The 23,387-nt window shown below is 56.4% G+C and carries 19 protein-coding genes; 7 read left to right on the forward strand and 12 right to left on the reverse strand.

Annotated elements, in window-relative coordinates:
- Window positions 1-33 precede the first annotated feature (33 nt).
- Window positions 34-255 (forward strand): zinc ribbon domain-containing protein, encoded by a 222-nt coding sequence (locus SK54_RS08285; protein WP_017692930.1) that lies wholly within the window; start codon window positions 34-36, stop codon window positions 253-255.
- On the opposite strand, the gene SK54_RS08290 is transcribed toward SK54_RS08285, so the two are convergent.
- Genes SK54_RS08290 through xseA form a run of 3 tightly spaced genes read right to left on the reverse strand, consistent with a single transcriptional unit; the run spans window position 252 to window position 3,054 of the window.
- Window positions 252-602: a protealysin inhibitor emfourin gene (locus tag SK54_RS08290; protein ID WP_006811517.1), complete on the reverse strand. Its 351-nt coding sequence runs from the start codon at window positions 600-602 to the stop codon at window positions 252-254. The genes SK54_RS08285 and SK54_RS08290 overlap by 4 nt on opposite strands.
- Window positions 603-1,622, reverse strand: coding sequence for a M4 family metallopeptidase (locus SK54_RS08295; protein WP_048247031.1), 1,020 nt, complete (start codon window positions 1,620-1,622; stop codon window positions 603-605).
- 58 nt (window positions 1,623-1,680) lie between these two features.
- Window positions 1,681-3,054 (reverse strand): exodeoxyribonuclease VII large subunit, encoded by a 1,374-nt coding sequence (gene xseA, locus SK54_RS08300; protein ID WP_032654466.1) that lies wholly within the window; start codon window positions 3,052-3,054, stop codon window positions 1,681-1,683.
- A gap of 159 nt (window positions 3,055-3,213) precedes the next feature.
- Between xseA and guaB the strand changes: the two genes are divergently transcribed.
- On the forward strand, window positions 3,214-4,680 hold the full coding sequence (gene guaB, locus SK54_RS08305; protein WP_003860601.1) for an IMP dehydrogenase: 1,467 nt from the start codon (window positions 3,214-3,216) through the stop codon (window positions 4,678-4,680).
- 67 nt (window positions 4,681-4,747) lie between these two features.
- A complete protein-coding gene (gene guaA / locus SK54_RS08310; RefSeq protein WP_006811514.1) occupies window positions 4,748-6,325 on the forward strand; it encodes a glutamine-hydrolyzing GMP synthase in 1,578 nt (525 codons plus the stop codon).
- A gap of 101 nt (window positions 6,326-6,426) precedes the next feature.
- Here guaA and SK54_RS08315 read toward each other — a convergent pair whose 3' ends face one another.
- Window positions 6,427-6,780, reverse strand: a complete 354-nt coding sequence (locus SK54_RS08315) for a helix-turn-helix domain-containing protein (RefSeq protein ID WP_015572178.1) — start codon at window positions 6,778-6,780, stop codon at window positions 6,427-6,429.
- 337 nt (window positions 6,781-7,117) lie between these two features.
- Between SK54_RS08315 and SK54_RS08320 the strand changes: the two genes are divergently transcribed.
- Together SK54_RS08320 and oqxB are read left to right on the forward strand one after the other, a co-directional pair.
- On the forward strand, window positions 7,118-8,293 hold the full coding sequence (locus SK54_RS08320) for an efflux RND transporter periplasmic adaptor subunit (RefSeq protein ID WP_023295135.1): 1,176 nt from the start codon (window positions 7,118-7,120) through the stop codon (window positions 8,291-8,293).
- Window positions 8,294-8,316: 23 nt separating this feature from the next.
- Window positions 8,317-11,469: a multidrug efflux RND transporter permease subunit OqxB gene (oqxB, locus tag SK54_RS08325; protein WP_017692935.1), complete on the forward strand. Its 3,153-nt coding sequence runs from the start codon at window positions 8,317-8,319 to the stop codon at window positions 11,467-11,469.
- 66 nt (window positions 11,470-11,535) lie between these two features.
- Here oqxB and SK54_RS08330 read toward each other — a convergent pair whose 3' ends face one another.
- The 3 genes from SK54_RS08330 to SK54_RS08340 form a co-directional block, all read right to left on the reverse strand.
- On the reverse strand, window positions 11,536-12,015 hold the full coding sequence (locus SK54_RS08330) for an RrF2 family transcriptional regulator (protein ID WP_003860591.1): 480 nt from the start codon (window positions 12,013-12,015) through the stop codon (window positions 11,536-11,538).
- Window positions 12,016-12,182: 167 nt separating this feature from the next.
- On the reverse strand, window positions 12,183-13,571 hold the full coding sequence (locus SK54_RS08335) for a sensor histidine kinase (protein WP_023304202.1): 1,389 nt from the start codon (window positions 13,569-13,571) through the stop codon (window positions 12,183-12,185).
- The gene (locus SK54_RS08340; protein ID WP_017383516.1) at window positions 13,571-14,248 is read right to left on the reverse strand and encodes a response regulator; all 678 of its coding nucleotides are present in this window, start codon (window positions 14,246-14,248) and stop codon (window positions 13,571-13,573) included. Before SK54_RS08340 ends, SK54_RS08335 begins: the two co-directional genes overlap by 1 nt.
- Before the next feature lie 203 nt (window positions 14,249-14,451).
- Here SK54_RS08340 and SK54_RS08345 point away from each other — a divergent pair, with 203 nt between their 5' ends.
- Window positions 14,452-15,288 (forward strand): MipA/OmpV family protein, encoded by an 837-nt coding sequence (locus SK54_RS08345; protein WP_023304201.1) that lies wholly within the window; start codon window positions 14,452-14,454, stop codon window positions 15,286-15,288.
- Window positions 15,289-15,417: 129 nt separating this feature from the next.
- Here SK54_RS08345 and SK54_RS08350 read toward each other — a convergent pair whose 3' ends face one another.
- The 3 genes from SK54_RS08350 to SK54_RS21870 form a co-directional block, all read right to left on the reverse strand.
- A complete protein-coding gene (locus SK54_RS08350) occupies window positions 15,418-16,164 on the reverse strand; it encodes an alpha/beta fold hydrolase (RefSeq protein WP_023304200.1) in 747 nt (248 codons plus the stop codon).
- Between the two features lie 10 nt (window positions 16,165-16,174).
- Window positions 16,175-16,642 carry a DUF6130 family protein gene (locus tag SK54_RS08355; protein WP_040117934.1) on the reverse strand — a complete coding sequence of 156 codons (468 nt, stop codon included), beginning with the start codon at window positions 16,640-16,642 and terminating at the stop codon, window positions 16,175-16,177.
- Window positions 16,643-16,798: 156 nt separating this feature from the next.
- Window positions 16,799-16,969 carry a YfgG family protein gene (locus tag SK54_RS21870; protein WP_017383512.1) on the reverse strand — a complete coding sequence of 57 codons (171 nt, stop codon included), beginning with the start codon at window positions 16,967-16,969 and terminating at the stop codon, window positions 16,799-16,801.
- Between the two features lie 368 nt (window positions 16,970-17,337).
- On the opposite strand from SK54_RS21870, the gene SK54_RS08365 reads away from it, so the two are divergent.
- Window positions 17,338-19,578: an EAL domain-containing protein gene (locus SK54_RS08365; protein ID WP_032619274.1), complete on the forward strand. Its 2,241-nt coding sequence runs from the start codon at window positions 17,338-17,340 to the stop codon at window positions 19,576-19,578.
- Window positions 19,579-19,582: 4 nt separating this feature from the next.
- Here the strand turns inward: SK54_RS08365 and ppx are convergent, their stop codons facing one another.
- On the reverse strand, window positions 19,583-21,121 hold the full coding sequence (ppx, locus tag SK54_RS08370; protein WP_003860570.1) for an exopolyphosphatase: 1,539 nt from the start codon (window positions 21,119-21,121) through the stop codon (window positions 19,583-19,585).
- A 3-nt stretch (window positions 21,122-21,124) separates the two neighbouring features.
- Entirely contained in the window at window positions 21,125-23,185 is a 2,061-nt protein-coding gene (gene ppk1 / locus SK54_RS08375; protein WP_017692942.1) for a polyphosphate kinase 1, read from the reverse strand.
- Between the last annotated feature and the right edge of the window lie 202 nt (window positions 23,186-23,387).

Raw genomic sequence — 23,387 nt, forward strand, 5'->3', positions numbered from 1 at the left:
TATCGCAGACCTGAACGCTTTGAAGGAGTCACCATGACGATTACCTGCCCGGATTGCCAGACACCGCTGGAGCCCCTGAACGGGGTAGCGCACTGCGAAAATTGTAATAAAGATATCGCGCTCGAAGCCCGCTGCCCGGAGTGTCATCAGCCACTCCAGGTACTAAAAGCCTGCGGTGCGGTGGACTATTTTTGCCAGAACGGCCACGGTCTTATCTCTAAAAAACGCGTGGAGTTTGTTCGGGCTGAAGGTTAATCGCACACGCAGCCTTCACCTTTCTGCCACAGTTCCACCAGCGACTCGGGTGCTTCCTGCTCGGGTACCAGCACGATGATATCGGCGTAGTGCGCCTGATTTTGGCCGGTCCAGATAATCTGGATGCGGAAATAGCGCTGGTCACCGCTGCCGGGGGAAGAGGCTTGCCCGGGCGGCTGGCCGCGCGGGAAAGCCTGCTCAAGAATGCTCACCAGGCGCTGGCGCTGGGCCTCATTAAGCGAGGAGAGCGCAATGGTGCGCTGGCCGCTCAGCTTAGGGATAAAGGCGACGCCGCCTTCCCGGGCCAGCTCAACCACGGCGTCATCCGTCAGTTCCGGAACCTGCATTTACAGTACTCCCACCTGTTCCCAGGCTTGTTTAATGGCCGCCCCAACGTCGCTACCGGAGCGTTTCTCGCCGTGCGCGATCGTCAGTTTTGCAAAGGCATCAAAATCCGCATCCTGCGCCAGGTTGCGATCGCAAACCGTGTCGTACCAGGCATAACCCGCTTTTTCCCAGGCGTAGCCACCGATCGCCGTTGCGGCCAGGTAAAACGCGCGGTTGGGGATGCCGGAGTTAAGATGCACGCCGCCGTTATCCTCGCGCGTTTTGATGAAGTCTTTCATGTGCGCGGGCTGCGGGTCTTTGCCGAGCAGCGGATCGTCGTAGGCGGTACCGGGTTCAGACATGGAACGTAGCCCTTTCCCGTTGATACCCTCCGCCAGCAGACCCTCGCCAATCAGCCAGTCTGCTTTATCGGCGGTTTGCTTAAGATGGTATTGCTTCACCAGCGAGCCAAACACGTCTGACAGCGACTCGTTCAGCGCGCCCGACTGTTCAAAATAGATCAGTCCGGCTTCGGTCTCGGTCACGCCGTGGCTCAGCTCATGCGCCACCACGTCGATGGCAATGGTGAAGCGGTTGAAGATTTCTCCGTCACCGTCGCCAAAGACCATCTGCTGGCCGTTCCAGAAGGCGTTCTGATATTCCCGGCCATAGTGCACGGTGCCGGTGAGGATCAGCCCTTTGTTATCGAGCGAATCGCGCTGATATTCTTTCCAGAAGAAATCATGGGTGATACCCAGATAATCGTACGCTTCATCCACCGCCACATCGCCGTTGGAGGGCTGGCCTTCATAGCGCACCTGGTTACCCGGCAGCTCCTGGGTCTGTTTCGCATCGTAGATGTCACGCTCAAGCTGACCGGCTTTATTCACATGCGGCGCGGCGGGTTTGCCCGGCATATGGGCCATCAGCGTCTGGACGTGGGTTAAGGTCTGACGGGCGCAGCGCTGCTGCGGCTCAGAACCGCTTTCGATAATACGGCGAAGAATATACGGAGGGATGACGCTATGAAAATGGGGCATGCTGCTCTCCTTATTAAAAAAGGCAATAGCAGCAGTATAGTTTGTAACCGGCGAAGATTTATCCGCTTTTACGCTGGCGCGTTTTTTTCACCGGTTTGATCTCTTTCACCTCACTCTCGACCCAGCCGTCAGAAAGCCGGGTGGTGAGCACATCCCCGGCTTTAACCTGTTTCGTTTGTTTCAGCACTTTGCCGTCCGTCGCGGTGGTCACACTATAGCCGCGAGCCAGCGTGGAGAGCGGGCTGACGGCTTCCAGATGGGTGACCGCATTGCCGAAACGCTCGCGCGTGGTGCTCAGGCGTGAGCGGATATTTTCCGCGAGGCGGAACTCAAGCTGCTGGATACGCGTTTGTGCGCGATAAATCTTCGGCTGCGGGTTTTGCTGGTTCAGACGCTGCGTGACGCGCTGCTGGCGAGATACCGCCCGCTTAAGCTGGTTATCCAGCGCGAAGTTCATCCGCTGACGCAGACGTTCCAGCACGGTTTGCTGACGCGCCAGACGCAATTGCGGATGCTGCTGTTGCAGACGATGGTGAAGCTGGGTAAAGCGGCGGGTACGGTTGGCGAGGAAGTAGTCCATCGCCATCTCCAGGCGCTGCTGCCCGTTCTGGATCTGACGCAGCAGCTCCAGCTGGTTACGGCTGACTACCTCTGCCGCCGCGGACGGCGTGGGCGCGCGTAAATCCGCGACAAAATCCGCTATCGTCACATCCGTTTCGTGACCGACGGCACTTACCACCGGGATAAGGCTGGCAAAGATTGCCCGCGCCACGCGCTCGTCGTTAAAGCTCCAAAGGTCTTCCAGCGAGCCGCCGCCGCGCCCAACGATTAATACATCACACTCCTGACGGGCATTTGCCAGTTCAATCGCGCGCACGATCTGCCCCGGCGCATCGTCACCCTGAACGGCAGTTGGGTAAATAATGACGGGCAGGGAAGGGTCACGGCGCTTCAGAACGTGCAAAATATCGTGCAGGGCCGCACCGGTTTTCGAGGTAATGACCCCAACGCAGTGAGCGGGTGAGGGCAGGGGCTTTTTAAACTGCTGGTCGAACAATCCCTCAGCCGAAAGCATGGCTTTGAGCTGCTCGTACTTCTGTTGCAGCAAGCCTTCGCCCGCGGGCTGCATGCTCTCGACGATAATCTGATAATCGCCGCGCGGCTCATACAGGGTAATGTTGGCGCGAACCAGAACCTGCTGGCCATGCTGAGGACGGAACGTCACGCGACGGTTGCTGTTGCGGAACATCGCGCAGCGCACCTGAGCGGTGTCGTCTTTCAGCGTAAAGTACCAGTGACCGGAAGCAGGCTGCGTGAAGTTAGAGATTTCACCGCTGATCCAGACCTGTCCCATTTCCTGCTCAAGCAGCAAACGTACCGTCTGATTAAGGCGGCTGACAGTATAAATTGAGGGGGATTGAGAGGATAACATGTGAGCGGGATCAAATTCTAAATCAGCAAGTTATTCAGTCGATAGTAACCTGCTGAGAGGTGAGCGCAAGCATTTTTTTCAAAAAAGTGTGGATGCAATCGGTTACGCTCTGTATAATGCCACGGCAATATTTAACCACCCAGGTCAGAGATATTGCCCATGCTACGTATCGCTAAAGAAGCACTGACGTTTGACGACGTCCTCCTCGTTCCCGCTCACTCCACCGTTCTGCCGAATACTGCCGACCTCAGCACGCAGTTGACGAAAACCATTCGTCTGAACATTCCTATGCTCTCCGCAGCAATGGACACCGTGACTGAAGCGCGTCTGGCTATCGCCCTGGCACAGGAAGGCGGCATTGGCTTTATCCACAAAAACATGTCTATCGAGCGTCAGGCGGAAGAAGTTCGCCGCGTGAAGAAGCATGAATCCGGTATCGTGTCCGATCCTCAGACCGTTCTGCCAACCACCACGCTGCACGAAGTGAAAGCCCTGACCGAACGTAACGGCTTCGCAGGCTATCCGGTAGTCACTGAAGACAACGAACTGGTGGGTATCATTACCGGTCGTGACGTGCGTTTCGTGACTGACCTGAACCAGCCTGTCAGCGTCTACATGACGCCAAAAGAGCGTCTGGTGACCGTGCGTGAAGGCGAAACCCGCGACGTGGTGCTGGCGAAAATGCACGAAAAACGCGTTGAGAAAGCGCTGGTAGTGGACGCGAACTTCCACCTGCGCGGCATGATCACCGTTAAAGATTTCCAGAAAGCAGAACGTAAACCGAACGCCTGTAAAGACGAGCATGGCCGTCTGCGCGTCGGCGCTGCGGTTGGCGCAGGTGCGGGTAACGAAGAGCGCGTTGACGCGCTGGTTGCTGCGGGCGTTGACGTGCTGCTGATTGACTCCTCCCACGGCCACTCCGAAGGCGTTCTGCAACGTATTCGTGAAACCCGTGCTAAATACCCGGATCTCCAGATCATCGGCGGTAACGTAGCAACCGGCGCAGGCGCTCGCGCGCTGGCGGAAGCGGGTTGCAGCGCGGTGAAAGTGGGTATCGGCCCTGGCTCTATCTGTACCACTCGTATCGTCACCGGCGTAGGCGTGCCGCAGATCACGGCGGTTTCTGACGCGGTTGAAGCGCTGGAAGGTACCGGTATTCCGGTCATCGCGGACGGCGGTATCCGTTTCTCTGGCGACATCGCCAAAGCGATCGCCGCAGGTGCCGCAGCCGTGATGGTGGGCTCCATGCTGGCCGGTACCGAAGAATCCCCGGGTGAAATCGAACTCTACCAGGGGCGTTCTTATAAATCCTACCGCGGTATGGGCTCCCTGGGCGCGATGTCTAAAGGTTCCTCTGACCGTTACTTCCAGACCGATAACGCCGCAGACAAACTGGTGCCGGAAGGTATTGAAGGCCGTGTGGCGTATAAAGGCCGACTGAAAGAGATCATTCACCAGCAGATGGGCGGCCTGCGCTCCTGTATGGGTCTGACCGGCTGTGGTACCATTGACCTGCTGCGTACCAAAGCGGAATTCGTACGCATCAGCGGTGCGGGTATCCAGGAGAGCCACGTTCACGACGTGACGATCACCAAAGAGTCCCCGAACTACCGTCTGGGCTCCTGATAAATTTCCGCGCCCGGCTCAATGCCGGGCGCTTTGTTTTGTTTCACTTGCCTCGGAATTAGCGTCAATGACGGAAAACATTCATAAACATCGCATTCTCATCCTGGACTTTGGTTCTCAGTACACTCAGCTGGTGGCGCGCCGCGTGCGTGAGCTGGGCGTTTACTGTGAGCTGTGGGCGTGGGATGTCACGGAAGCACAGATTCGCGAGTTCAATCCAAGCGGTATCATCCTGTCCGGCGGCCCGGAAAGCACCACCGAAGAGAACAGCCCGCGTGCGCCGCAGTACGTGTTCGAAGCGGGCGTACCGGTGTTCGGCGTTTGCTACGGCATGCAGACCATGGCGATGCAGCTGGGCGGCCACGTAGAAGGCTCTAACGAGCGTGAGTTCGGCTACGCACAGGTTGAAGTCGTCACCGACAGCGCGCTGGTTCGCGGTATCGAAGACTCCCTGACCGCAGACGGCAAACCGTTGCTGGACGTGTGGATGAGCCACGGCGACAAAGTCACCGCTATCCCGTCTGACTTCGTGACCGTTGCCAGCACTGAAAGCTGCCCGTTCGCCATCATGGCGAACGAAGAAAAACGTTTCTACGGCGTGCAGTTCCACCCGGAAGTGACCCACACCCGTCAGGGTATGCGCATGCTGGAGCGCTTCGTGCGTGACATCTGCCAGTGTGAAGCCCTGTGGACCCCGGCAAAAATCATCGACGATGCCGTGGAGCGTATCCGCCAGCAGGTTGGTGATGACAAAGTGATCCTCGGCCTCTCCGGCGGCGTGGACTCCTCCGTAACCGCGATGCTGCTGCACCGCGCCATCGGTAAAAACCTGACCTGCGTCTTCGTGGACAACGGTCTGCTGCGTCTGAACGAAGCCCAGCAGGTTATGGACATGTTTGGCGACCACTTCGGTCTGAACATCGTTCACGTGGAAGGCGAGCAGCGCTTCCTGGACGCGCTGAAAGGCGAGAACGATCCGGAAGCGAAACGTAAAATCATCGGTCGCGTGTTCGTGGAAGTGTTCGACGAAGAAGCGCTGAAGCTGGAAGATGTGAAATGGCTGGCGCAGGGCACCATCTACCCTGACGTGATCGAGTCAGCGGCCTCCGCTACCGGTAAAGCACACGTCATCAAATCTCACCACAACGTGGGCGGCCTGCCGAAAGAGATGAAGATGGGCCTGGTTGAGCCACTGCGTGAGCTGTTCAAAGACGAAGTGCGTAAGATTGGCCTGGAACTGGGTCTGCCGTACGACATGCTCTACCGTCACCCGTTCCCGGGCCCGGGTCTCGGCGTACGCGTGCTGGGCGAAGTGAAGAAAGAGTACTGCGACCTGCTGCGTCGCGCGGACGCGATCTTCATCGAAGAGCTGCACAAAGCTGACCTGTACAACAAAGTGAGCCAGGCGTTCACCGTGTTCCTGCCGGTTCGCTCGGTCGGCGTGATGGGCGATGGCCGTAAGTACGACTGGGTAGTCTCCCTGCGTGCGGTGGAAACCATCGACTTCATGACCGCGCACTGGGCGCACCTGCCGTATGACTTCTTAGGCCGCGTGTCTAACCGCATCATCAACGAAGTGAACGGCATTTCCCGCGTGGTGTATGACATCAGCGGCAAGCCACCGGCGACGATCGAGTGGGAGTAAGCCCATAACCTTTCCTGCGAAGTTATAAGCAGGTAAGACTGATAAAACCCTCTGTTTACAGAGGGTTTTTCTTTTTGGCCGATATCCGGCCCGGCGGTGAACTACTGGCTCATCTGCCGCGATTCACGGCAGCCGATACTGCGTCGCCATGCGCCGGGTGCCTGACCATACTGACGCTTAAAGCTGCGGTTGAAGGACTGCTGAGAGTCAAAGCCCAGCGCGATCGCCACGTTCAGAATCGGTTCATCGCTGTGGGCCAGGCGCTCAACCGATTTTTGCAGCTTTTGCGCGCGAATATATTCGGCGAGAGGGGAGCCGGTATGTTCTTTGAAAAGCCGCTGGAGGTGCCATTTCGAATAGCCGGCTCGCCTGGAGACGGTTTCAATGTCCAGACGGCTATCGAGGTTGTTGTCGATCCAGTCGAGTAAATCGTGAATGAATGCACCCGTGTTCATTTTGCTTCCCCCTACGCCACGCATTAAAAAGCATCTTTGTTTGTTGCACTTAAAGGTGACCCGTTTTTACATTAATTGCAAGTTTTATTGTTGCATTTAAATCCCTTCTCAAAACGCGTGATTTATCTTCGCCGCAAATAGCACATAAAGTGCAACAATTATTCTTGCACTTAATTAAGCGCCTTCCTACAATCGCCGCGATAGTGTATTCGCAACTGTTACAGTTTTGTGGCGATGAACGACACAAATGGCCTTCAGCCAGCTACCGGACAAAGGAAGTGGCGCGGCGCCTCCCGCTGCGTCTTGCCCGGCGGCTACAATAACCGGAATAAAAATAATGAGCCTGCAAAAAACCTGGGGTAACTTTCATCTGAGCGCGATGGGGGTGGTTTTACTCTCCGCGCTTCTCGTCGGGTGCGATGACAGCGTCGCGCAAAATGCCGCGCCGCAAGCGCCCGTTGTCAGCGCTGCTGACGTGGTGGTGAAATCCATTAGCCAGTGGGACAGCTTTAACGGTCGCATTGAAGCGGTGGAAAGCGTTCAGCTGCGTCCGCGCGTCTCCGGCTACATTGAGAAAGTGAATTACACCGACGGCCAGGAGGTGAAAAAAGGCGAGGTGCTGTTCACGATTGATGACCGAACCTATCGCGCCGCGCTGGAACAGGCGCAGGCGAACCTGGCGAGAGCCAAAACGCAGGCCAGTCTGGCGCGAAGCGAGGCTAACCGTACCGATAAATTAGTCAATACCAACGTGGTGTCCCGCGAAGAGTGGGAGCAGCGCCGTTCCGCCGCTACCCAGGCGCAGGCCGATATTCGCGCCGCGCAGGCGGCGGTAGACGCTGCGCAACTTAACCTCGACTTCACCAAAGTGACCGCGCCTATCGACGGTCGCGCCAGCCGGGCGCTGATCACCAGCGGTAACCTGGTGACGGCGGGCGACAGCGCCAGCGTGCTCACCACCCTGGTCTCGCAGAAAACGGTTTATGTCTACTTCGACGTGGACGAGTCAACCTACCTTCACTATCAGAACCTGGCCCGCAGCGGGCAGCGGGTGTCCGGCGATCATGCGGCGCTGCCGGTGGAGATTGGCCTGACGGGCGAGGAGGGCTATCCCCATCAGGGCAAAGTGGATTTCCTGGATAACCAGCTCACACCGGGTACCGGAACGATCCGCATGCGCGCGCTGCTGGATAACTCACAGCGTCAGTTCACGCCTGGACTCTTTGCCCGCGTGCGTCTGCCGGGCAGTGCGGAATTTAAAGCCACGCTTGTTGACGATAAGGCGGTGCTGACCGATCAGGATCGTAAATATGTCTATATCGTGGATAAAGACGGGAAAGCGCAGCGCCGCGACATTACGCCCGGGCGTCTGGCCGACGGTTTACGTATCGTACAGCAGGGGCTGAATCCCGGGGATAAAGTCATCGTCGATGGTTTACAAAAAGTGTTTATGCCGGGTATGCCGGTTAACGCGAAAACCGTTGCCATGACCGCCAGCGCCGCCCTCAACTGATCCCTTACCTGAGAATCCAATCCATGGACTTTTCCCGTTTTTTCATCGACAGGCCGATTTTTGCCGCCGTACTGTCGATTCTGATTTTTATCACAGGATTAATCGCCATCCCGCTGCTGCCGGTGAGCGAATACCCTGACGTCGTGCCGCCAAGCGTGCAGGTGCGCGCCGAGTACCCGGGCGCCAACCCGAAAGTGATTGCCGAGACCGTGGCGACGCCGCTGGAAGAGGCGATCAACGGCGTTGAGAACATGATGTACATGAAATCCGTCGCGGGCTCCGACGGCGTGCTGGTGACTACCGTCACCTTCCGTCCGGGCACCGACCCGGATCAGGCGCAGGTTCAGGTGCAAAACCGCGTCGCGCAGGCCGAAGCGCGTCTGCCGGAAGACGTGCGGCGTCTGGGCATCACGACTCAGAAACAGTCGCCAACGCTGACGCTGGTGGTGCATCTGTTTTCGCCTGGCGGTAAGTACGATTCACTGTATATGCGTAACTACGCCACGCTGAAGGTGAAGGACGAGCTGGCGCGTCTGCCCGGCGTGGGGCAGATTCAGATTTTCGGCTCGGGTGAATACGCGATGCGCGTCTGGCTGGACCCGAACAAGGTCGCGGCCCGCGGGCTGACCGCTTCGGACGTGGTCACGGCGATGCAGGAGCAGAACGTGCAGGTGTCCGCCGGGCAGCTTGGCGCCGAGCCGCTGCCGAAAGAGAGCGATTTCCTGATCTCCATTAACGCCCAGGGCCGCCTGCATACCGAAGACGAGTTCGGCAACATTGTCCTGAAAACCACGCAGGATGGTACGGTCGTCCGACTGCGCGACGTGGCGCGTGTCGAGATGGGGTCCGGCAGCTACGCGCTGCGCTCCCAGTTGAACAATAAAGACGCGGTCGGGATTGGTATCTTCCAGTCGCCGGGGGCAAACGCCATCGATCTGTCTAACGCGGTACGCGCCAAAATGGACGAACTGTCCACACGATTCCCGGACGATATGAAATGGGCGGCGCCTTACGACCCGACGGTGTTTGTACGCGACTCGATCCGCGCGGTGGTGCAAACGCTGCTGGAAGCGGTGGTGCTGGTCGTGCTGGTGGTGATCCTGTTCCTGCAAACCTGGCGCGCGTCGATAATCCCGCTGATTGCGGTGCCGGTATCGGTAGTGGGCACGTTCAGTATTCTCTACCTGCTGGGCTTTTCGCTGAATACCCTGAGCCTGTTCGGGCTGGTGCTGGCGATTGGTATCGTGGTGGACGATGCCATCGTGGTGGTGGAAAACGTCGAACGAAATATCGAAGAGGGGCTCGCCCCACTTGCGGCAGCGCATCAGGCGATGCGTGAAGTGTCCGGACCGATTATTGCCATTGCGCTGGTGCTGTGTGCGGTGTTCGTTCCGATGGCGTTCCTCTCCGGCGTGACCGGTCAGTTCTACAAGCAGTTTGCGGTAACGATAGCCATTTCCACGGTGATCTCCGCGATCAACTCGCTGACGCTCTCGCCAGCGCTGGCCGCGCTGCTGTTGAAGCCGCATGGCGCCCCGAAAGATTTCCCGACCCGGCTTATCGATCGTCTGTTCGGCTGGATTTTCCGTCCGTTTAACCGCTTTTTCCACCGCAGCTCGACTGGCTATCAGGGGCTGGTGGGCAAAACGCTCGGCCGACGCGGGGCAGTGTTCGTGGTTTATTTGCTGCTGCTTTGCGCTGCGGGCGTGATGTTTAAAGCCGTTCCCGGCGGGTTTATTCCGACGCAGGATAAGCTGTACCTGATCGGCGGCGTGAAAATGCCGGAAGGCTCGTCGCTGGCGCGCACCGATGCGGTGATCCGCAAAATGAGCGAAATCGGGATGAATACCGAAGGCGTGGATTATGCGGTCGCGTTTCCTGGCCTGAATGCGCTCCAGTTCACCAATACGCCGAACACCGGGACGGTCTTCTTTGGCCTGAAGCCTTTCGACCAGCGTAAACATACTGCGGCGGAAATAAACGCGGAGATCAACGCGAAAATCGCGCAAATCCAGCAGGGCTTTGGCTTCTCGATTCTGCCGCCGCCGATTTTAGGTCTGGGCCAGGGATCGGGCTATTCGCTGTACATTCAGGATCGTGCTGGTCTGGGCTATGGCGCGCTGCAAAACGCGGTGAACACCATGTCCGGGGCGATTATGCAGACGCCGGGGATGCATTTCCCTATCTCAACCTACCAGGCAAACGTTCCGCAGCTGGATGTACAGGTTGACCGTGATAAGGCGAAAGCGCAGGGCGTGTCGCTCACCGATCTCTTCGGGACGCTGCAAACCTATCTGGGCTCGTCTTATGTGAATGACTTCAACCAGTTCGGTCGCACCTGGCGCGTAATGGCACAGGCCGACGGGCAGTTCCGCGACAGCGTGGAAGATATCGCGAATTTACGCACCCGTAATAGTCAGGGTGAAATGGTGCCGATTGGCAGTATGGTGAAAATCACGACCACCTACGGTCCGGACCCGGTGATCCGCTACAACGGCTACCCGGCGGCGGATCTGATTGGCGATGCTGACCCGCGCGTGCTCTCTTCCGCGCAGGCGATGACGCAACTGGACGGTATGTCTAAGCAGATCCTGCCGAACGGGATGAATATTGAATGGACGGACCTGAGCTTCCAGCAGGCCACCCAGGGCAACACGGCGCTGATCGTCTTCCCGGTCGCGGTGCTGCTGGCGTTCCTGGTGCTGGCGGCGCTGTATGAAAGCTGGACGCTGCCCCTGGCGGTGATCCTCATCGTGCCGATGACGATGCTCTCCGCGCTGTTCGGCGTCTGGCTGACCGGGGGCGATAACAACGTCTTCGTGCAGGTAGGGCTGGTGGTACTGATGGGGCTGGCCTGTAAAAACGCGATTCTTATAGTGGAGTTTGCCCGCGAGCTGGAAATTCAGGGCAAAGGCATTATGGAGGCCGCGCTGGAAGCGTGCCGCCTGCGTCTACGCCCGATTGTAATGACCTCTATCGCCTTTATTGCCGGGACCATTCCACTGATCCTTGGTCACGGGGCAGGGGCAGAAGTGCGCGGCGTCACCGGGATCACCGTGTTCGCCGGGATGCTGGGTGTGACGCTGTTTGGTCTGTTCCTGACGCCGGTCTTTTACGTGACGCTGCGTAAGTTCGTGACGCGCGGTAAAGCGGAAAGAGAGGTGTTGCCTGCGTAGGACGTAGCAGATAGCAAAAAGCCGCCTTCACAATGAAGGCGGCTTTTTTTTCGCAGTCTGTCAGGATTAGGGCGCTTTTTTATGCTGTGTGCAGAGTTCCGGCACCGGATCGCACCCGCTGGTATCGGCTTTTTTCACCTCTTCCAGCGCGCTGGCGACGGTATGGCGCGCTAAAACCGCTAACGAAGCCTGCTCCGCTTCATCAGCGATTGATTTGAAGTACCAGCAGGCGTTGGCGCTGACCACGCAGCGGGCCGGGACGTCAGGACGGGACGCCCACAGCTTTTTATCTTCAGTGACGGAAAGGTAGATATCACGCAGGGTAATCTCTTCCGCCGGGCGGCCAAGGTGAATAGAGCCGTTGCGGCCAAGCGTGGAGACGATAATGCCGTCGCGGGCGAGAGGAACCATTAATTTGCGGATAAAGCTCGGATTCGCTTCCAGGCCGTAAGCCAGGATTGCACTCGTCGAACGTTCACCCGATTGCTCCGCCATCGCTACGCTGAGAACCATCTGCAAAGCTGTCGGGAAGCGGTAATCTAACATTTTTCTGTCCTGGGTTGCGGTGAATCTTGTTCTTTTTGGCACCGCAGAGGTGAATAATCAGTAAGTAACAATATAACAAATACGGTAATTTTATTGAAGCAATCTGCGGCATACGTGAAGTAACGCTGCGCTGACACATGTCAGGACGTGTAGCGCCGCGTTTACGTTCATGCGAACGCCGGATTCGGGAAATCAACGGTCACCATAAGACCGCCTTCGGCTGACGTACTCAGATTGACCCTGCCGTTGTGTTGTTGCGTAACGGCTTTGACGATGGCAAGCCCCAGTCCGCTCCCGCTTTGGGTCTGATTAGGATCGCGGAAGAACCTGTCGAACACACGCTCCCGCAATTCAACCGGAATGCCGGGACCCGCGTCTGAGACGCGCAGCTGAGCGGACTTATCACGCGATTGCAGTTGTACCTCAATGCGTCCACCCTCAGGGCTGTACTTCACGGCATTCTCAATTAAATTGTCGATCAGCGATACCAGACGTTCCCGAATGCCTGTGATATGGATTTCATCATCGGCGATGAATTCAAACTCAATTCTGCGCCCGGACGCCAGCGGTTCCAGGGCAGCCATTCGCTCCTGAATAAGCGTCGTCAGCGGCACAGGCGACATCACCGTGCTGATGTGCGCTTCGCTGTGCATCATCAGCAGAAGCTGATTGACGAGACGCGCAGCACGGCTATTGCTGCGAACAATGCCCGCAAGCAGCTCCTGCTGGCTTTCGCTGATGACCCAGGACTGCAACGCCTCGACGTTGATCCGCATCGCGGCCAGAGGCGTACGCAGTTCGTGTGCGGCATCGGCAATAAACATTCTTTCCCTTTCGGCGCTTTCCCGCACCCTGGCCAGAAAGTCATTAATCGCGTCGACTGTCTGGCGAAGCTCCCTGTGTCTGGGGACGGCTTTTAAAGGCGAGAGATCGTCCGGCGTGCGCAATGAAATTTCATTCACCACCTTGTTCCAGGGGCGCATCGCGATGCGGATGGACAGCCACGCGGGGAACAGAAGAAAAGGGATGCATATCATCAGCGGCATGACGTAGTAGCCGCGCGAGTTCAGATAGATAAAGAAATTCCAGCTACCGGCAGGGGTAAAAAGGGTGACTTCCACGTCGGAGTGCGCGGATTTGAGGGTACGGCTCGTCCATGTATGGTCCTCACTCTGGACATGCTGCATGACCCCCAGACGGCTATTTTTTACCCCCGTTGGCGCACCATCCGAAGAAAAAATAATCTCGTTATTCTTGCGAACAATGAGGTTGATGGACAGCTCCGGATCTTCGCCGCCGCCATAGCCCTCCCGCAGCGCCTTGCTGAACGCTGCCAGCACAGCATCACGCGCCTGCGGACGATCGTCCATGCTCTCTACCAGGGAAAACAGGGTTTCATAAGTCTCACTGCCCGTCAGTATGGGAGGGCTACGCAGGTCTTCCAGCAAAATGAAGGTTAAAAAGAGACACCAGAGCAACGTAAGCAGCAGCATCTGGGCGACCAGCATTCGCCTGACCAGCGTGGGAAGCCGGAGGTGGTGCCAAAAATTACGCATCAACCTGCTGCCTTCTGAACGGGTACGGTATCGATGACATACCCAACGCCTCTTACCGTTCGCACAAAGCCATCGCCAATTTTTCGCCGCAGGTTACCCATATGCACGTCAAGCGCGTTGCTGAGGTTTTCTTTCGTGCCAAATATCCTTTCTTCCAGATACCGTCGCGTAAGCACGCGATCGGCGCGCAGCATTAACGTTTCAAGCAGCGCATATTCGCTTGCCGTCAGCTCAACGTGGCGTGCGCTCACCGTTACGCGACGCGTCGGAATATGAAGCGACAAACCGCGAATTTCTATTGCCTCATTTTCAAAACCGTAACTGCGCCGCGCAAGGGCTCTCACGCGCGCCAGCAGTTCGGCGAGAACAAAAGGTTTGACCAGATAATCGTCTGCACCTGCATCCAGCCCGCACAGGCGGTCCTGTAGCGTGCCTCGCGCCGTCAGGATGATGACAGGGACGCCCTTAAGCTGTTGACGCAGGCGCGTCATCAGGCTCATGCCATCGCCATCGGGCAGCCCCAGGTCGAGCAAAATAAGTTCCGGCACGCAGATCCCAAGCTGATGCAGCGCATCCTCTTTGCGGCGTACCCATATGACATCAAATCCTTGATCTGCAAGGGCGATACGCACGCCATTGCCGAGATCCAGGTCGTCTTCAATTAGTAGAATTTTCACATTGGTAACTGTATCAACAGTGCATGAAGAACAACTGAAGAAAAAACGGTAACAGGAATTCTTCAGGGTTTACAGAACCTTCACGTGCTTCAGCATTTCTTCATTTACGGCTCATAAGAACCTTAGGGTGAGTATTCAGAATGAGCGCTCTGGCGTTTAACACCGCTTGTATCGCAATCATCTGAATCCAAAGGGCTTCTTTAATGAGAAACATCACACTGCGTAATAGTTTCCCCCGTTCACGCATCCGTCGCAGCATGAAAAGCATCTTGCCGGGGGCCGTCCTGGCGTTACTGGCTACCCCGACCCTGGCGGCAGATCAGCCTCAGGGCAACGTGTTAACCCTGGGAGGCGGCGTGGATGTTGCGCCACGCTATTCCGGTTCGGACAAGAGCCGGGTCTCTGCGGCTCAGGTGGTTGATTACGCGATGGCCAATGGTTTTTTTGTCAGCACCACGCGGGGGATCGGCTACGGCAACAGCTTTGGTAACCTGGACTACAACGCAGCGCTGAGCTATCGCGCTGGACGTAAGGATCGCGACGTAAGCAGCGATTCGATCGCCTCCGGCAGCGACGACCTGCGAGGAATGGGTGACATTAAAGGCTCAGCTATCGTTGTGCCAGGGCTGGGATACAGGGTGACTGACTGGCTGACCGTGCAGTTGCAGGCAGAGGTCCCGGTTTCTGAGAGAGACAATGGTGAAGCTGTGCATTTCGGCATTGCCAGCCCGCTCTATACATCTCCGAAAAATGCGTTAACGCTGGCGCTGACCGGTAGCTGGGGATCCAGTAAGTATGTGCAAACCTACTACGGGGTGAATGCCGCCCAGTCGGCCGCATCGGGTTTTGCCCGACACGATGCCGGATCGGGAATATATGCGTATTCGCTGAACCTGGACTGGACCCATAAGCTTACCTCCCGCTGGAGCCTGCTTGCCGCAGCTGGCGTTACGCAGCTGACGGGAGAGGCTGGCGATAGCCCCATTGTTCAGCGAAAAACGTCTCCTGTGGGAAGTTTGAAGGTGACGTACAGCTTCTGATGGTTCAGCGAGGGGGAAGGTGCGTTTGTGACAAAACCGCACATAACCCCGTTGCAGGAGCCGGAAGTGCATAAAGCCCGCAGGATGGCGTGGCCCGAAGTCGGACCGTTCATCATGCGGGCTTTTTTATCACTGTTGACCCGATAACGCCTGTTCAATCGTACGGGTAATGACGTCCGGCTGGCTGACCATCGATACATGGCTTGCCGCTACCTCCGTGGTGTTGGCGTTGATTTTCTTCGCCATTGCGCGCTCTAGCTCAGGATTGATCATCCGGTCATTTTTGCTGACCACATACCAGCTCGGTTTGTCATGCCAGGCGGCATGCGCGATTTTCTCCCCAAACGCATCGGCCTTAATGGGGCTCTGCGTCGCGGCAATCACGCTGCGCTCAACGTCCTTCACGTCAGGGGCGAAATTCTCGCTGACCGCTTTTATCGGCAGATATAAATACCCCTCTGTGGTTTTAGCGAGGCTGGCGCTCCCTGGCGGAGCAGGGAAGCTATTTGCCAGAGCTGCCGTCGACTGGCCGGAATCCGGCGCAAAAGCGGCAACGTAAACCAGTGACTTCACGCGGGCATTGTTTCCCGCCTCGCTGATTACCGTCCCGCCCCAGGAGTGACCGACCAGCACCACATCCCCATGAGCCCGGGCGATAGCACGCTGCGTGGTGGCGACATCATCTTTCAGAGACGTGAGCGGAAGTTGTACCGCAATGACCTCGGTATGGTGTTTTTGCAGCCGGGTAATCACCTTATTCCAGCTGCTGCCGTCGGCAAACGCCCCGTGCACCAGCACTACGCTGGCTTTCGTCTCTGCCAGCGCGCTGGTGGAAACCGCCAGCACCATCGCTGTTAATACAGACAATGCTTTCATAACAGGCTCCTTAAAAGTGATGAACCGCGGCGTGTGGCGGCACGGTGAATTCAACGGTTTTATGGTCGATGGGTTTATGCGTCGGGTCGGCAACGACGATCGTCACCTTGTGCTTTCCTGCGGGCAGCCCGACCAGGATCACCGGCTCGCCGCTGGTATCAGCCCAGTGCCAGGGCGCGTCATCCACCACAACGTGAATATGGCCGATACGCGGAGTGACTTTCAGCGCGTCGGGTCCAAATACAGGTTCAATGCGCAGGTTTTCGACACGGTACTGAATAAAGACCGCACCTTTACTTAGCGGTCCCGCCAGCGGCGGATCGACAATCAGTTTTGCTGGCGGCTGGGGGTGTTCAGGCGGGGCGACGGCGGCTGGACCGTTGACATCAGCGGCGCTCAGGCCATGCAACGGTGCGGCCATTGCGCCAGCAAAGGACGTCAGCGCAAATACAGGAAGCAGGAAATATCGACGAATCATCTGTGTCTCTCCTCATCAGTTTATTATGGCGAGGGATACAGAAGACCATTTTTATGTATCGGGGATGTTTGCTTTTGCGGGCGTTTTGTACCGGTTTGTCAGCGTAGCGCTCGGGATACAGTGCGATACAGTTTGTCTTCCGGGAGCGAACACGCTTTAGCGCTCGGGCGAATCCACCACAAGACCTGATTGCTGCGACTGAATTTTGTCCTGATGGTGATACCAGGCGCCAATGGAGGAATAAACAAAGCGGCCAAAGAAAAACAGGAAACTGATAAGCAGTATGATGCGGGTCATCCGGGTGTTAAATCGATGTCGTTTTCGCATACGCGTAGCCTGACTCACTTTCTTTTCCTGAGTATACCCTTTTGGGCGATACGGCTATTAAGGCACAGCCGCAAGTCAGGGTCAATTCGGCGAAATGTAAAATAGCGTCAATGCTTACATTAATTTATGTTATTAAAAACAACGCTTTTATTTATCGCATTGATAATTACAGGAAAAATATTCAAAAAAAACGTAAGAAAGGTTTATTCAGATAAATTAATTTGATTTAGGTCAACCGCATCCCGTCGTTGATATTTAAAATCCCTCCTCCACTGTGCTTGCCAGGAATTTTCCAGGCAACGTGTACGTCAGGTTGGATGCCTGTCTTCATTTACCCTCTGGAGCGCAAGGGTTGTAAACGAGCATCTATGAATATTCACCACATCCTGAAGCAAAATAAAGACCGCTGGTGGGCACTTCCTCTTATTTTACCCGTCGTGTTACTCCCGGTGCTTAGTGTGGCTAATACCTTAACGCAGTTGGGCGACGGTATCGTTGCGCTCTATTATCTCCCGCTCTCCTTTTTGCTGACGCTGATGTTATTCTTTGGCCTGGAAGCCCTCCCCGGGGTGGTGGTGTCGCTGTTTTTACGTTATTACCCCTCCGTTGGGTTATTTGAAGCCATGGCCGGCATTCTGCATTTTATCGTTCCTCTGGTGCTCAGCTGGGGCGGTTATCGCGTGTTTGCGCCCCGGCGCAATATGACCGCTTACGGTGACATACGCCTGATGGGGCAGCGTATTTTCTGGCAGGTGTTTTGCCCGGCAACGCTATTTCTGCTGCTGTTTCAGTTTGCGGTCTATCTCGGCGTCTATGAGAGCCGCCAGAGCCTCGCAGGACTGAATCCCCTCAATATTCGGACCCTTATTAACTATCAGGGGCTGCTGGTGAGCGGGCTGACGGGCGTGCCGCTAAGCTACCTGCTGATCCGCCTGATACGTCATCCGCGCTATATCAAGGGACTGATGTCCCAGCTCCGCGCGCAAATAGACAAAAAGGTGACGGCCTTTGAGTTTGTGGTGTGGTTTATAGCCCTGGGCGGGTTGCTGGTCATGCTGCTGCTGCCCATGAATGCAAACAGTTCCATTTTCAGTACCAACTACACCTTGTCCCTGCTGATGCCCGTGATGCTCTGGGGGGCGATGCGCTTTGGCTACAAGCTGATGTCACTCATCTGGACGCCGGTCCTGCTGGTGTCGATTCACTTTTTTTATCACTACATTCCGGTGCAAGAGGGTTATGGCATTCAGCTGGCGATCACCTCATCCAGCTATCTGGTCTTTTCCTTCGTTGTGACGTACATGTCGATGCTGGCGACACGCCAGCGGGCCATCAATATTCGCTCCCGCAGTCAGGCTTTTCTCGATCCGGTGGTGCATATGCCCAACCTGCGGGCGCTGTCGCGCGAGCTGGCCAGTCATCCGTGGTCAGCGCTCTGTTTACTGCGCGTGCCCGAGCTGGAGGTGCTGGGACGCAATTACGGCGTGATGCTGCGGATCCAGTATAAACAGCAGCTGGCGCAATGGATAAACGGTACCCTTCAGCCCAATGAGCGAGTCTATCACCTCACGGGGTATGACATGGCGGTGCGTCTGGAGGCGGAGTCGCATCAACAGCGCATTGAAACGCTGGACGAGCATATCAAGCAGTTTGTTTTTATCTGGGATGGTATGCCGGTACAGCCTCAGGTCGGCGTGAGCTATTGCTATGTACGCTCACCCGTCAATCATCTCTATCTGGTGCTGGGGGAACTGGGCATCGTGGCCGATCTCTCCCTTTCTACCAACCACCCGGAAAATCTTCAGCAGCGCGGGGCTGTTCATTTGCAGCGTAGCCTGAAAGATAAGGTCGCGATGATGAGTCGTTTGCAGGCCGCGCTGGAGCAGGACGCTTTTACCCTGCTGGTTCAGCCCGTTCGCGGGCTGCGCGGTGATTGTTATCACGAGGTGCTGCTGCGAATGCGTGATGATAACGGGGCGCTGATCTTTCCCGAGCAGTTCCTGCCCATTGCACAGGAGTTTGGGTTATCGTCGCGTGTTGATTTATGGGTACTGGAGCGTACGTTGAGTTTTCTGGCACAGCACCGCCAGCGTTTGCCGGGCCAGCGCTTTGCGATCAACCTCGCACCTTCTACCGCCTACAGGGCGCAGTTCCCGCTTGAAGTGAGCCGCCTGTTAGCCAAATACGCCGTTGAAGCATGGCAACTGATCTTTGAAGTGACCGAAAGCAGCGCCTTTGGTCATGCGGATCTGGCGGCGTCGACCCTCAGGAAATTACAAAAAATGGGCATCCGGATCGCCATTGATGATTTTGGCACGGGCTACGCCAGCTATGCGCGGTTAAAAAGCGTGGACGCAGACATTCTCAAAATCGATGGCGGTTTTATTCGCAATATTGTCAGCAACAGCCTGGATTACCAGATTGTGGCTTCCATTTGCCATCTGGCCCGGATGAAGAAAATGCTGGTGGTGGCGGAATATGTGGAAACGGAAGAGATACGTAGCGCGGTGCACGCGCTAGGTATCGATTATGTGCAGGGCTATTTGATTGGGTTGCCGGCTGAGCTTGATACGTTGCTCAACACGCAGCCTTCTCAGGAGAGCGCCTGAGCCGTTACGCTGCCGCCTCAGAACTCTCTTCTTCAATCTTCAACAGCCAGCCGGTGACCGCTTCCCAGTACTGCTGCTCTTTTTCCAGATCCAGCAGCACCAGCGCGTTCTGGCTAAACCAGTCGTGCGGGAAGCTCAGCGTCCAGTGATAGTCATCCGTTTTTAGCTTCAGCGTCGGCGGCGTGGTGGTTGCCTGTCGCTGATTATTGAGCAACACGCCCAGGCGCAACAGCTGAATGAGCGGCAGGAACTGCTTTTTCTTAAATAACGTAAAGCGCGGCAGATCGTCGAGCTTGATGGCTTTGCGGTGATAGCGCACCAGCGTCGCCATCATGGTTTGCTGCTCCTGGTTGAAACCAGGCAGATCGCTGTTTTGCAGAATATAGGCTGAATGGCGATGCATTCCGCTGTGGTTAATGTTCAGCCCCACCTCGTGCAACATGGCGGCCCATTTCAACAGCGCGGCCAGCTGCGGATGCGCCAGCTTCGGATTCTGCTCCTCCCACTGCTCGTACATCTGAACCGTGGTTTCGAGCACCCGTTTCGCCTGTTCGCGGTCGATGTTGTACTGGTTGGCCAGGCTCTGCGCGGTGCGGCTGCGAATATCCTGATGACGGAAACGGCCTTCCATCTCATACAGTACGCCTTCACGCAGGGCGCCGTCAGAGAGGCGCAGCTCTTTGATCGCCAGCGCGTCAAACACGCCGCAGAGGATCGCCAGCCCCGGTACGAACACGGCTTTACGTTCGTCGGACAGACCCGGCAAACTCAGGGCGTCGAAGCTCTTATGCTTAAGCACCTCTTCGGTGAGTTTCACCAGGCGCTCAGGCGTAATAAACCCGTCTTTTTCACCCATTGCCAGCAGCACTTCATGGGCCGCTTTAATCGAACCCGATGCGCCCAGCGCCACGTTCCAGCCCTGAATACGGTATTGCCAGGCCAGATTTTCGAGTTTTTGTACGGCGGCCATGCGCGCGCGCTGGAAGTTTTCGCGGGTGATGACGCCGCCCGGGAAATACATCTGCGCGAAGCTGACGCAGCCCATACGGCGGCTTTCCACCAGACGCGGCTCGAAGTCTTCGCCAATCACCAGTTCCGTGGAACCACCGCCGATATCAATCACCAGCTTGCGGCCTTTTTCCGGCTGCGTATGCTCCACGCCCATAAAAATCAGGCGCGCTTCTTCGTTACCGGAGATGATCTCTATCGGGTAGGGGATAACCTTTTCCGCGCGCTTAAGAAACTCCGGCGCGTTCAGCGCCTGGCGTAGCGTATGCGTCCCGACGATGCAGACGCTGGACGGCGAAAAGCCTTGCAAACGTTCTGCGAACAGCGACAGACAGTTCAGCCCGCGCTCCATGGCCTCTTCGCTCAGCATGTTACGCGCGTCGAGACCATCGGCCAGATGCACACGCTGCTTCAGACGACCGATGATCTGCATCGCGCCATCCACCTCGCGGGCGATGACCATATGGAAACTGTTTGAGCCAAGATCGACCGCGGCGAACTCCTGCGGGCGTGGGGTATTATCGTTTATTGGCATAGGTTAATCGGATTGCTCAAGTGATTTAATGTAATCGTAAATCGCCAGCTGCGAGCGCACTTTACGGCGGTTGCCGCGCGGTACATAGCGATTACTGAGTTCTTTGTCGATATAACGTGCTTTCACCGTATCGCTGAACAGGATCTCGATAATGTCCAGGATACGCTGCTTCAGGCGAGGATCCAGCAGCGGTGCCGCCACTTCAATACGGTAATCAATGTTACGCGTCATCCAGTCGGCGGACGAGAGGTATACGCGCTTATCACCGGCGTTATCGAAAATATAGACGCGATCGTGTTCAAGATAGCGATCCACAATGCTGATCACGCGGATATTGTCGCTGATGCCTTCCAGTTCCGGAATGAGCGAGCACATGCCGCGAATGAGCAGATTTACCGGAACGCCGGAGCTGGAGGCCGCGTACAGGCGGTCCACCAGCCCTTTGTCCACCAGATTGTTGAGCTTCAGCGTGATGCCGGACGACAAGCCGTTCTGCGCATTGGCAATCTCTTTATCGATCATATCGTACAGCAGGCGCCGTGAGTTCTGCGGTGACACCAGCAGATAATCGAAGCTCACCGGGCGGTACGGGTTCTCAATGAAGTTGAACACCCGACGCACTTCGTTGGTGATGCGGGCATCGGCAGTCAGCAGCGAATAGTCGGTGTAGATTCTCGCGGTTTTCTCGTTAAAGTTCCCGGTACCGATATGGGCGTAGCGCACCACGTCGTCGCCCTCTTTACGGGAGATCAGGAACAGCTTGGCGTGAATTTTCAGCCCTGGCGCGGAGAAGATGACGTGTACGCCCGCTTCCGTCAGTCGGCGCGCCCAGTGGATGTTGGCCTCCTCGTCGAAGCGAGCCTGGAGCTCAACCACCACGGTCACTTTCTTGCCGTTGTGCGCCGCGTGGATCATCGCATCGATGATACGGGAATCTTTCGCCACGCGATAAATGTTGATTTTGATCGCCAGCACGTTCGGATCGAACGAGGCCTGACGCAGCAATTCCAGCACGTGTTCAAAGGTGTGATACGGATAGTAGAGCAGCACATCCCGTTCGCGGATGGCGTCGAACCCGTTGCGGAACTTATCGAACCAGATATGGCGCAGGCGCGGCAGCGGTTTGTTCACCAGATTGGCCTTGCCGACGTTCGGGAAGCCAATGAAATCTTTAAAGTTGTGGTAACGCCCACCGGGGATAATGGAGTCGTAGCGGGAGATGGTCAGCTTATCGCGCAGCATCTCCACCATCGCGTCCGGCATATCGCGTTGATAGACAAACCGCACCGGCTCCGCCGTCAGGCGCTGCTTGAGGCTGGAAGACATCAACTCCATCAGGCTGGCCTCCATCTCATGCACCAGATCGTACTCGGCGTCACGGGTCATCTTCATCGAGTAGGCGTTGAGCGCGTCGTAATCGAAGAAGCCTTTGAAGATATCGTCCAGGCAGTAGCGCAGGATGTTATCCAGCAGGATCATCGGCTTACGCCGGCGCGGGGTTTCCGGCGGCAGGTTTACAAAGCGTGGGACTTTATCAGACGGTATTTCCAGCAGCGCGTAGTTAATGGTCTCACCCCGAATGATTTCTACCGCCAGATAGGTGTAATCATCTTTCAGGAACTGCACCAGATCGGTTTCACGGTTGATCAGAATCGGGGTGATATGCTGGCGCAGATAATGTTTGAAATAGTGGCGCAGCCAGTTTTGCTGATTCGCGGAGAGCTGGCGTTCGTTGATCAGGAAGATTTGGTTGCGTGCCATTTCCAGCAGCAGCTCGTTATAGAGGCCATCAAATTCCTGATCGGCTTTCATGACGCGAGACTGGATTTTTCCAAGCAGATGCCGGGAGTGGGAGTTCAAGCCCTGTTCTTCGCTGATGATGATTCGGCGTTTCAGTTCGGCGAAGCGAACCTTGTAGAACTCATCCAGATTGTTGGAATAGATGCCTAAAAAACGCATACGTTCAATCAGCGGGTTGCTTTTATCGGCCGCTTCCTGAAGTACACGTTCGTTGAATGCTAACCAGCTTAGCTCTTTCTCGATGTATAACTTTTCCTGACCCATTACAGCTCACACTCCAGTTCAATCACAGGACGTGGTAAATCCGTCTCGTCCTTATTATGGCGAGCATTTCCACGATATGTCCAACAGTGCCAGAAAAGTATGACAGTTATTTTTTTGTTGGGGAATTTAGAGGGTTGGGGGAGGGGGTGTCGGGTGGCGCTGCGCTTACCACGACCTACGGGACCGTAGGCCCGTGCAAGCG

Origin of the sequence: Enterobacter sp. MGH120 (assembly GCF_001037725.1) — a bacterium.
Classification (GTDB): Bacteria; Pseudomonadota; Gammaproteobacteria; order Enterobacterales; family Enterobacteriaceae; genus Enterobacter; species Enterobacter hormaechei_C.

Bases quoted from the DNA above. Each gene is read 5' to 3' on its own strand.
- guaB (WP_003860601.1), top strand. From the start codon at position 3,214: ATGCTACGTATCGCTAAAGAAGCACTGACGTTTGACGACGTCCTCCTC.
- SK54_RS08315 (WP_015572178.1), bottom strand. From the start codon at position 6,780: ATGAACACGGGTGCATTCATTCACGATTTACTCGACTGGATCGACAAC.
- SK54_RS08355 (WP_040117934.1), bottom strand. From the start codon at position 16,642: ATGATTCGTCGATATTTCCTGCTTCCTGTATTTGCGCTGACGTCCTTT.
- ppk1 (WP_017692942.1), bottom strand. From the start codon at position 23,185: ATGGGTCAGGAAAAGTTATACATCGAGAAAGAGCTAAGCTGGTTAGCA.
- guaA (WP_006811514.1), top strand. From the start codon at position 4,748: ATGACGGAAAACATTCATAAACATCGCATTCTCATCCTGGACTTTGGT.
- SK54_RS08290 (WP_006811517.1), bottom strand. From the start codon at position 602: ATGCAGGTTCCGGAACTGACGGATGACGCCGTGGTTGAGCTGGCCCGG.
- SK54_RS08330 (WP_003860591.1), bottom strand. From the start codon at position 12,015: ATGTTAGATTACCGCTTCCCGACAGCTTTGCAGATGGTTCTCAGCGTA.
- SK54_RS08285 (WP_017692930.1), top strand. From the start codon at position 34: ATGACGATTACCTGCCCGGATTGCCAGACACCGCTGGAGCCCCTGAAC.
- SK54_RS08295 (WP_048247031.1), bottom strand. From the start codon at position 1,622: ATGCCCCATTTTCATAGCGTCATCCCTCCGTATATTCTTCGCCGTATT.
- xseA (WP_032654466.1), bottom strand. From the start codon at position 3,054: ATGTTATCCTCTCAATCCCCCTCAATTTATACTGTCAGCCGCCTTAAT.
- SK54_RS21870 (WP_017383512.1), bottom strand. From the start codon at position 16,969: ATGCGAAAACGACATCGATTTAACACCCGGATGACCCGCATCATACTG.
- SK54_RS08345 (WP_023304201.1), top strand. From the start codon at position 14,452: ATGAGAAACATCACACTGCGTAATAGTTTCCCCCGTTCACGCATCCGT.
- ppx (WP_003860570.1), bottom strand. From the start codon at position 21,121: ATGCCAATAAACGATAATACCCCACGCCCGCAGGAGTTCGCCGCGGTC.
- SK54_RS08320 (WP_023295135.1), top strand. From the start codon at position 7,118: ATGAGCCTGCAAAAAACCTGGGGTAACTTTCATCTGAGCGCGATGGGG.
- oqxB (WP_017692935.1), top strand. From the start codon at position 8,317: ATGGACTTTTCCCGTTTTTTCATCGACAGGCCGATTTTTGCCGCCGTA.
- SK54_RS08335 (WP_023304202.1), bottom strand. From the start codon at position 13,571: ATGCGTAATTTTTGGCACCACCTCCGGCTTCCCACGCTGGTCAGGCGA.
- SK54_RS08365 (WP_032619274.1), top strand. From the start codon at position 17,338: ATGAATATTCACCACATCCTGAAGCAAAATAAAGACCGCTGGTGGGCA.
- SK54_RS08350 (WP_023304200.1), bottom strand. From the start codon at position 16,164: ATGAAAGCATTGTCTGTATTAACAGCGATGGTGCTGGCGGTTTCCACC.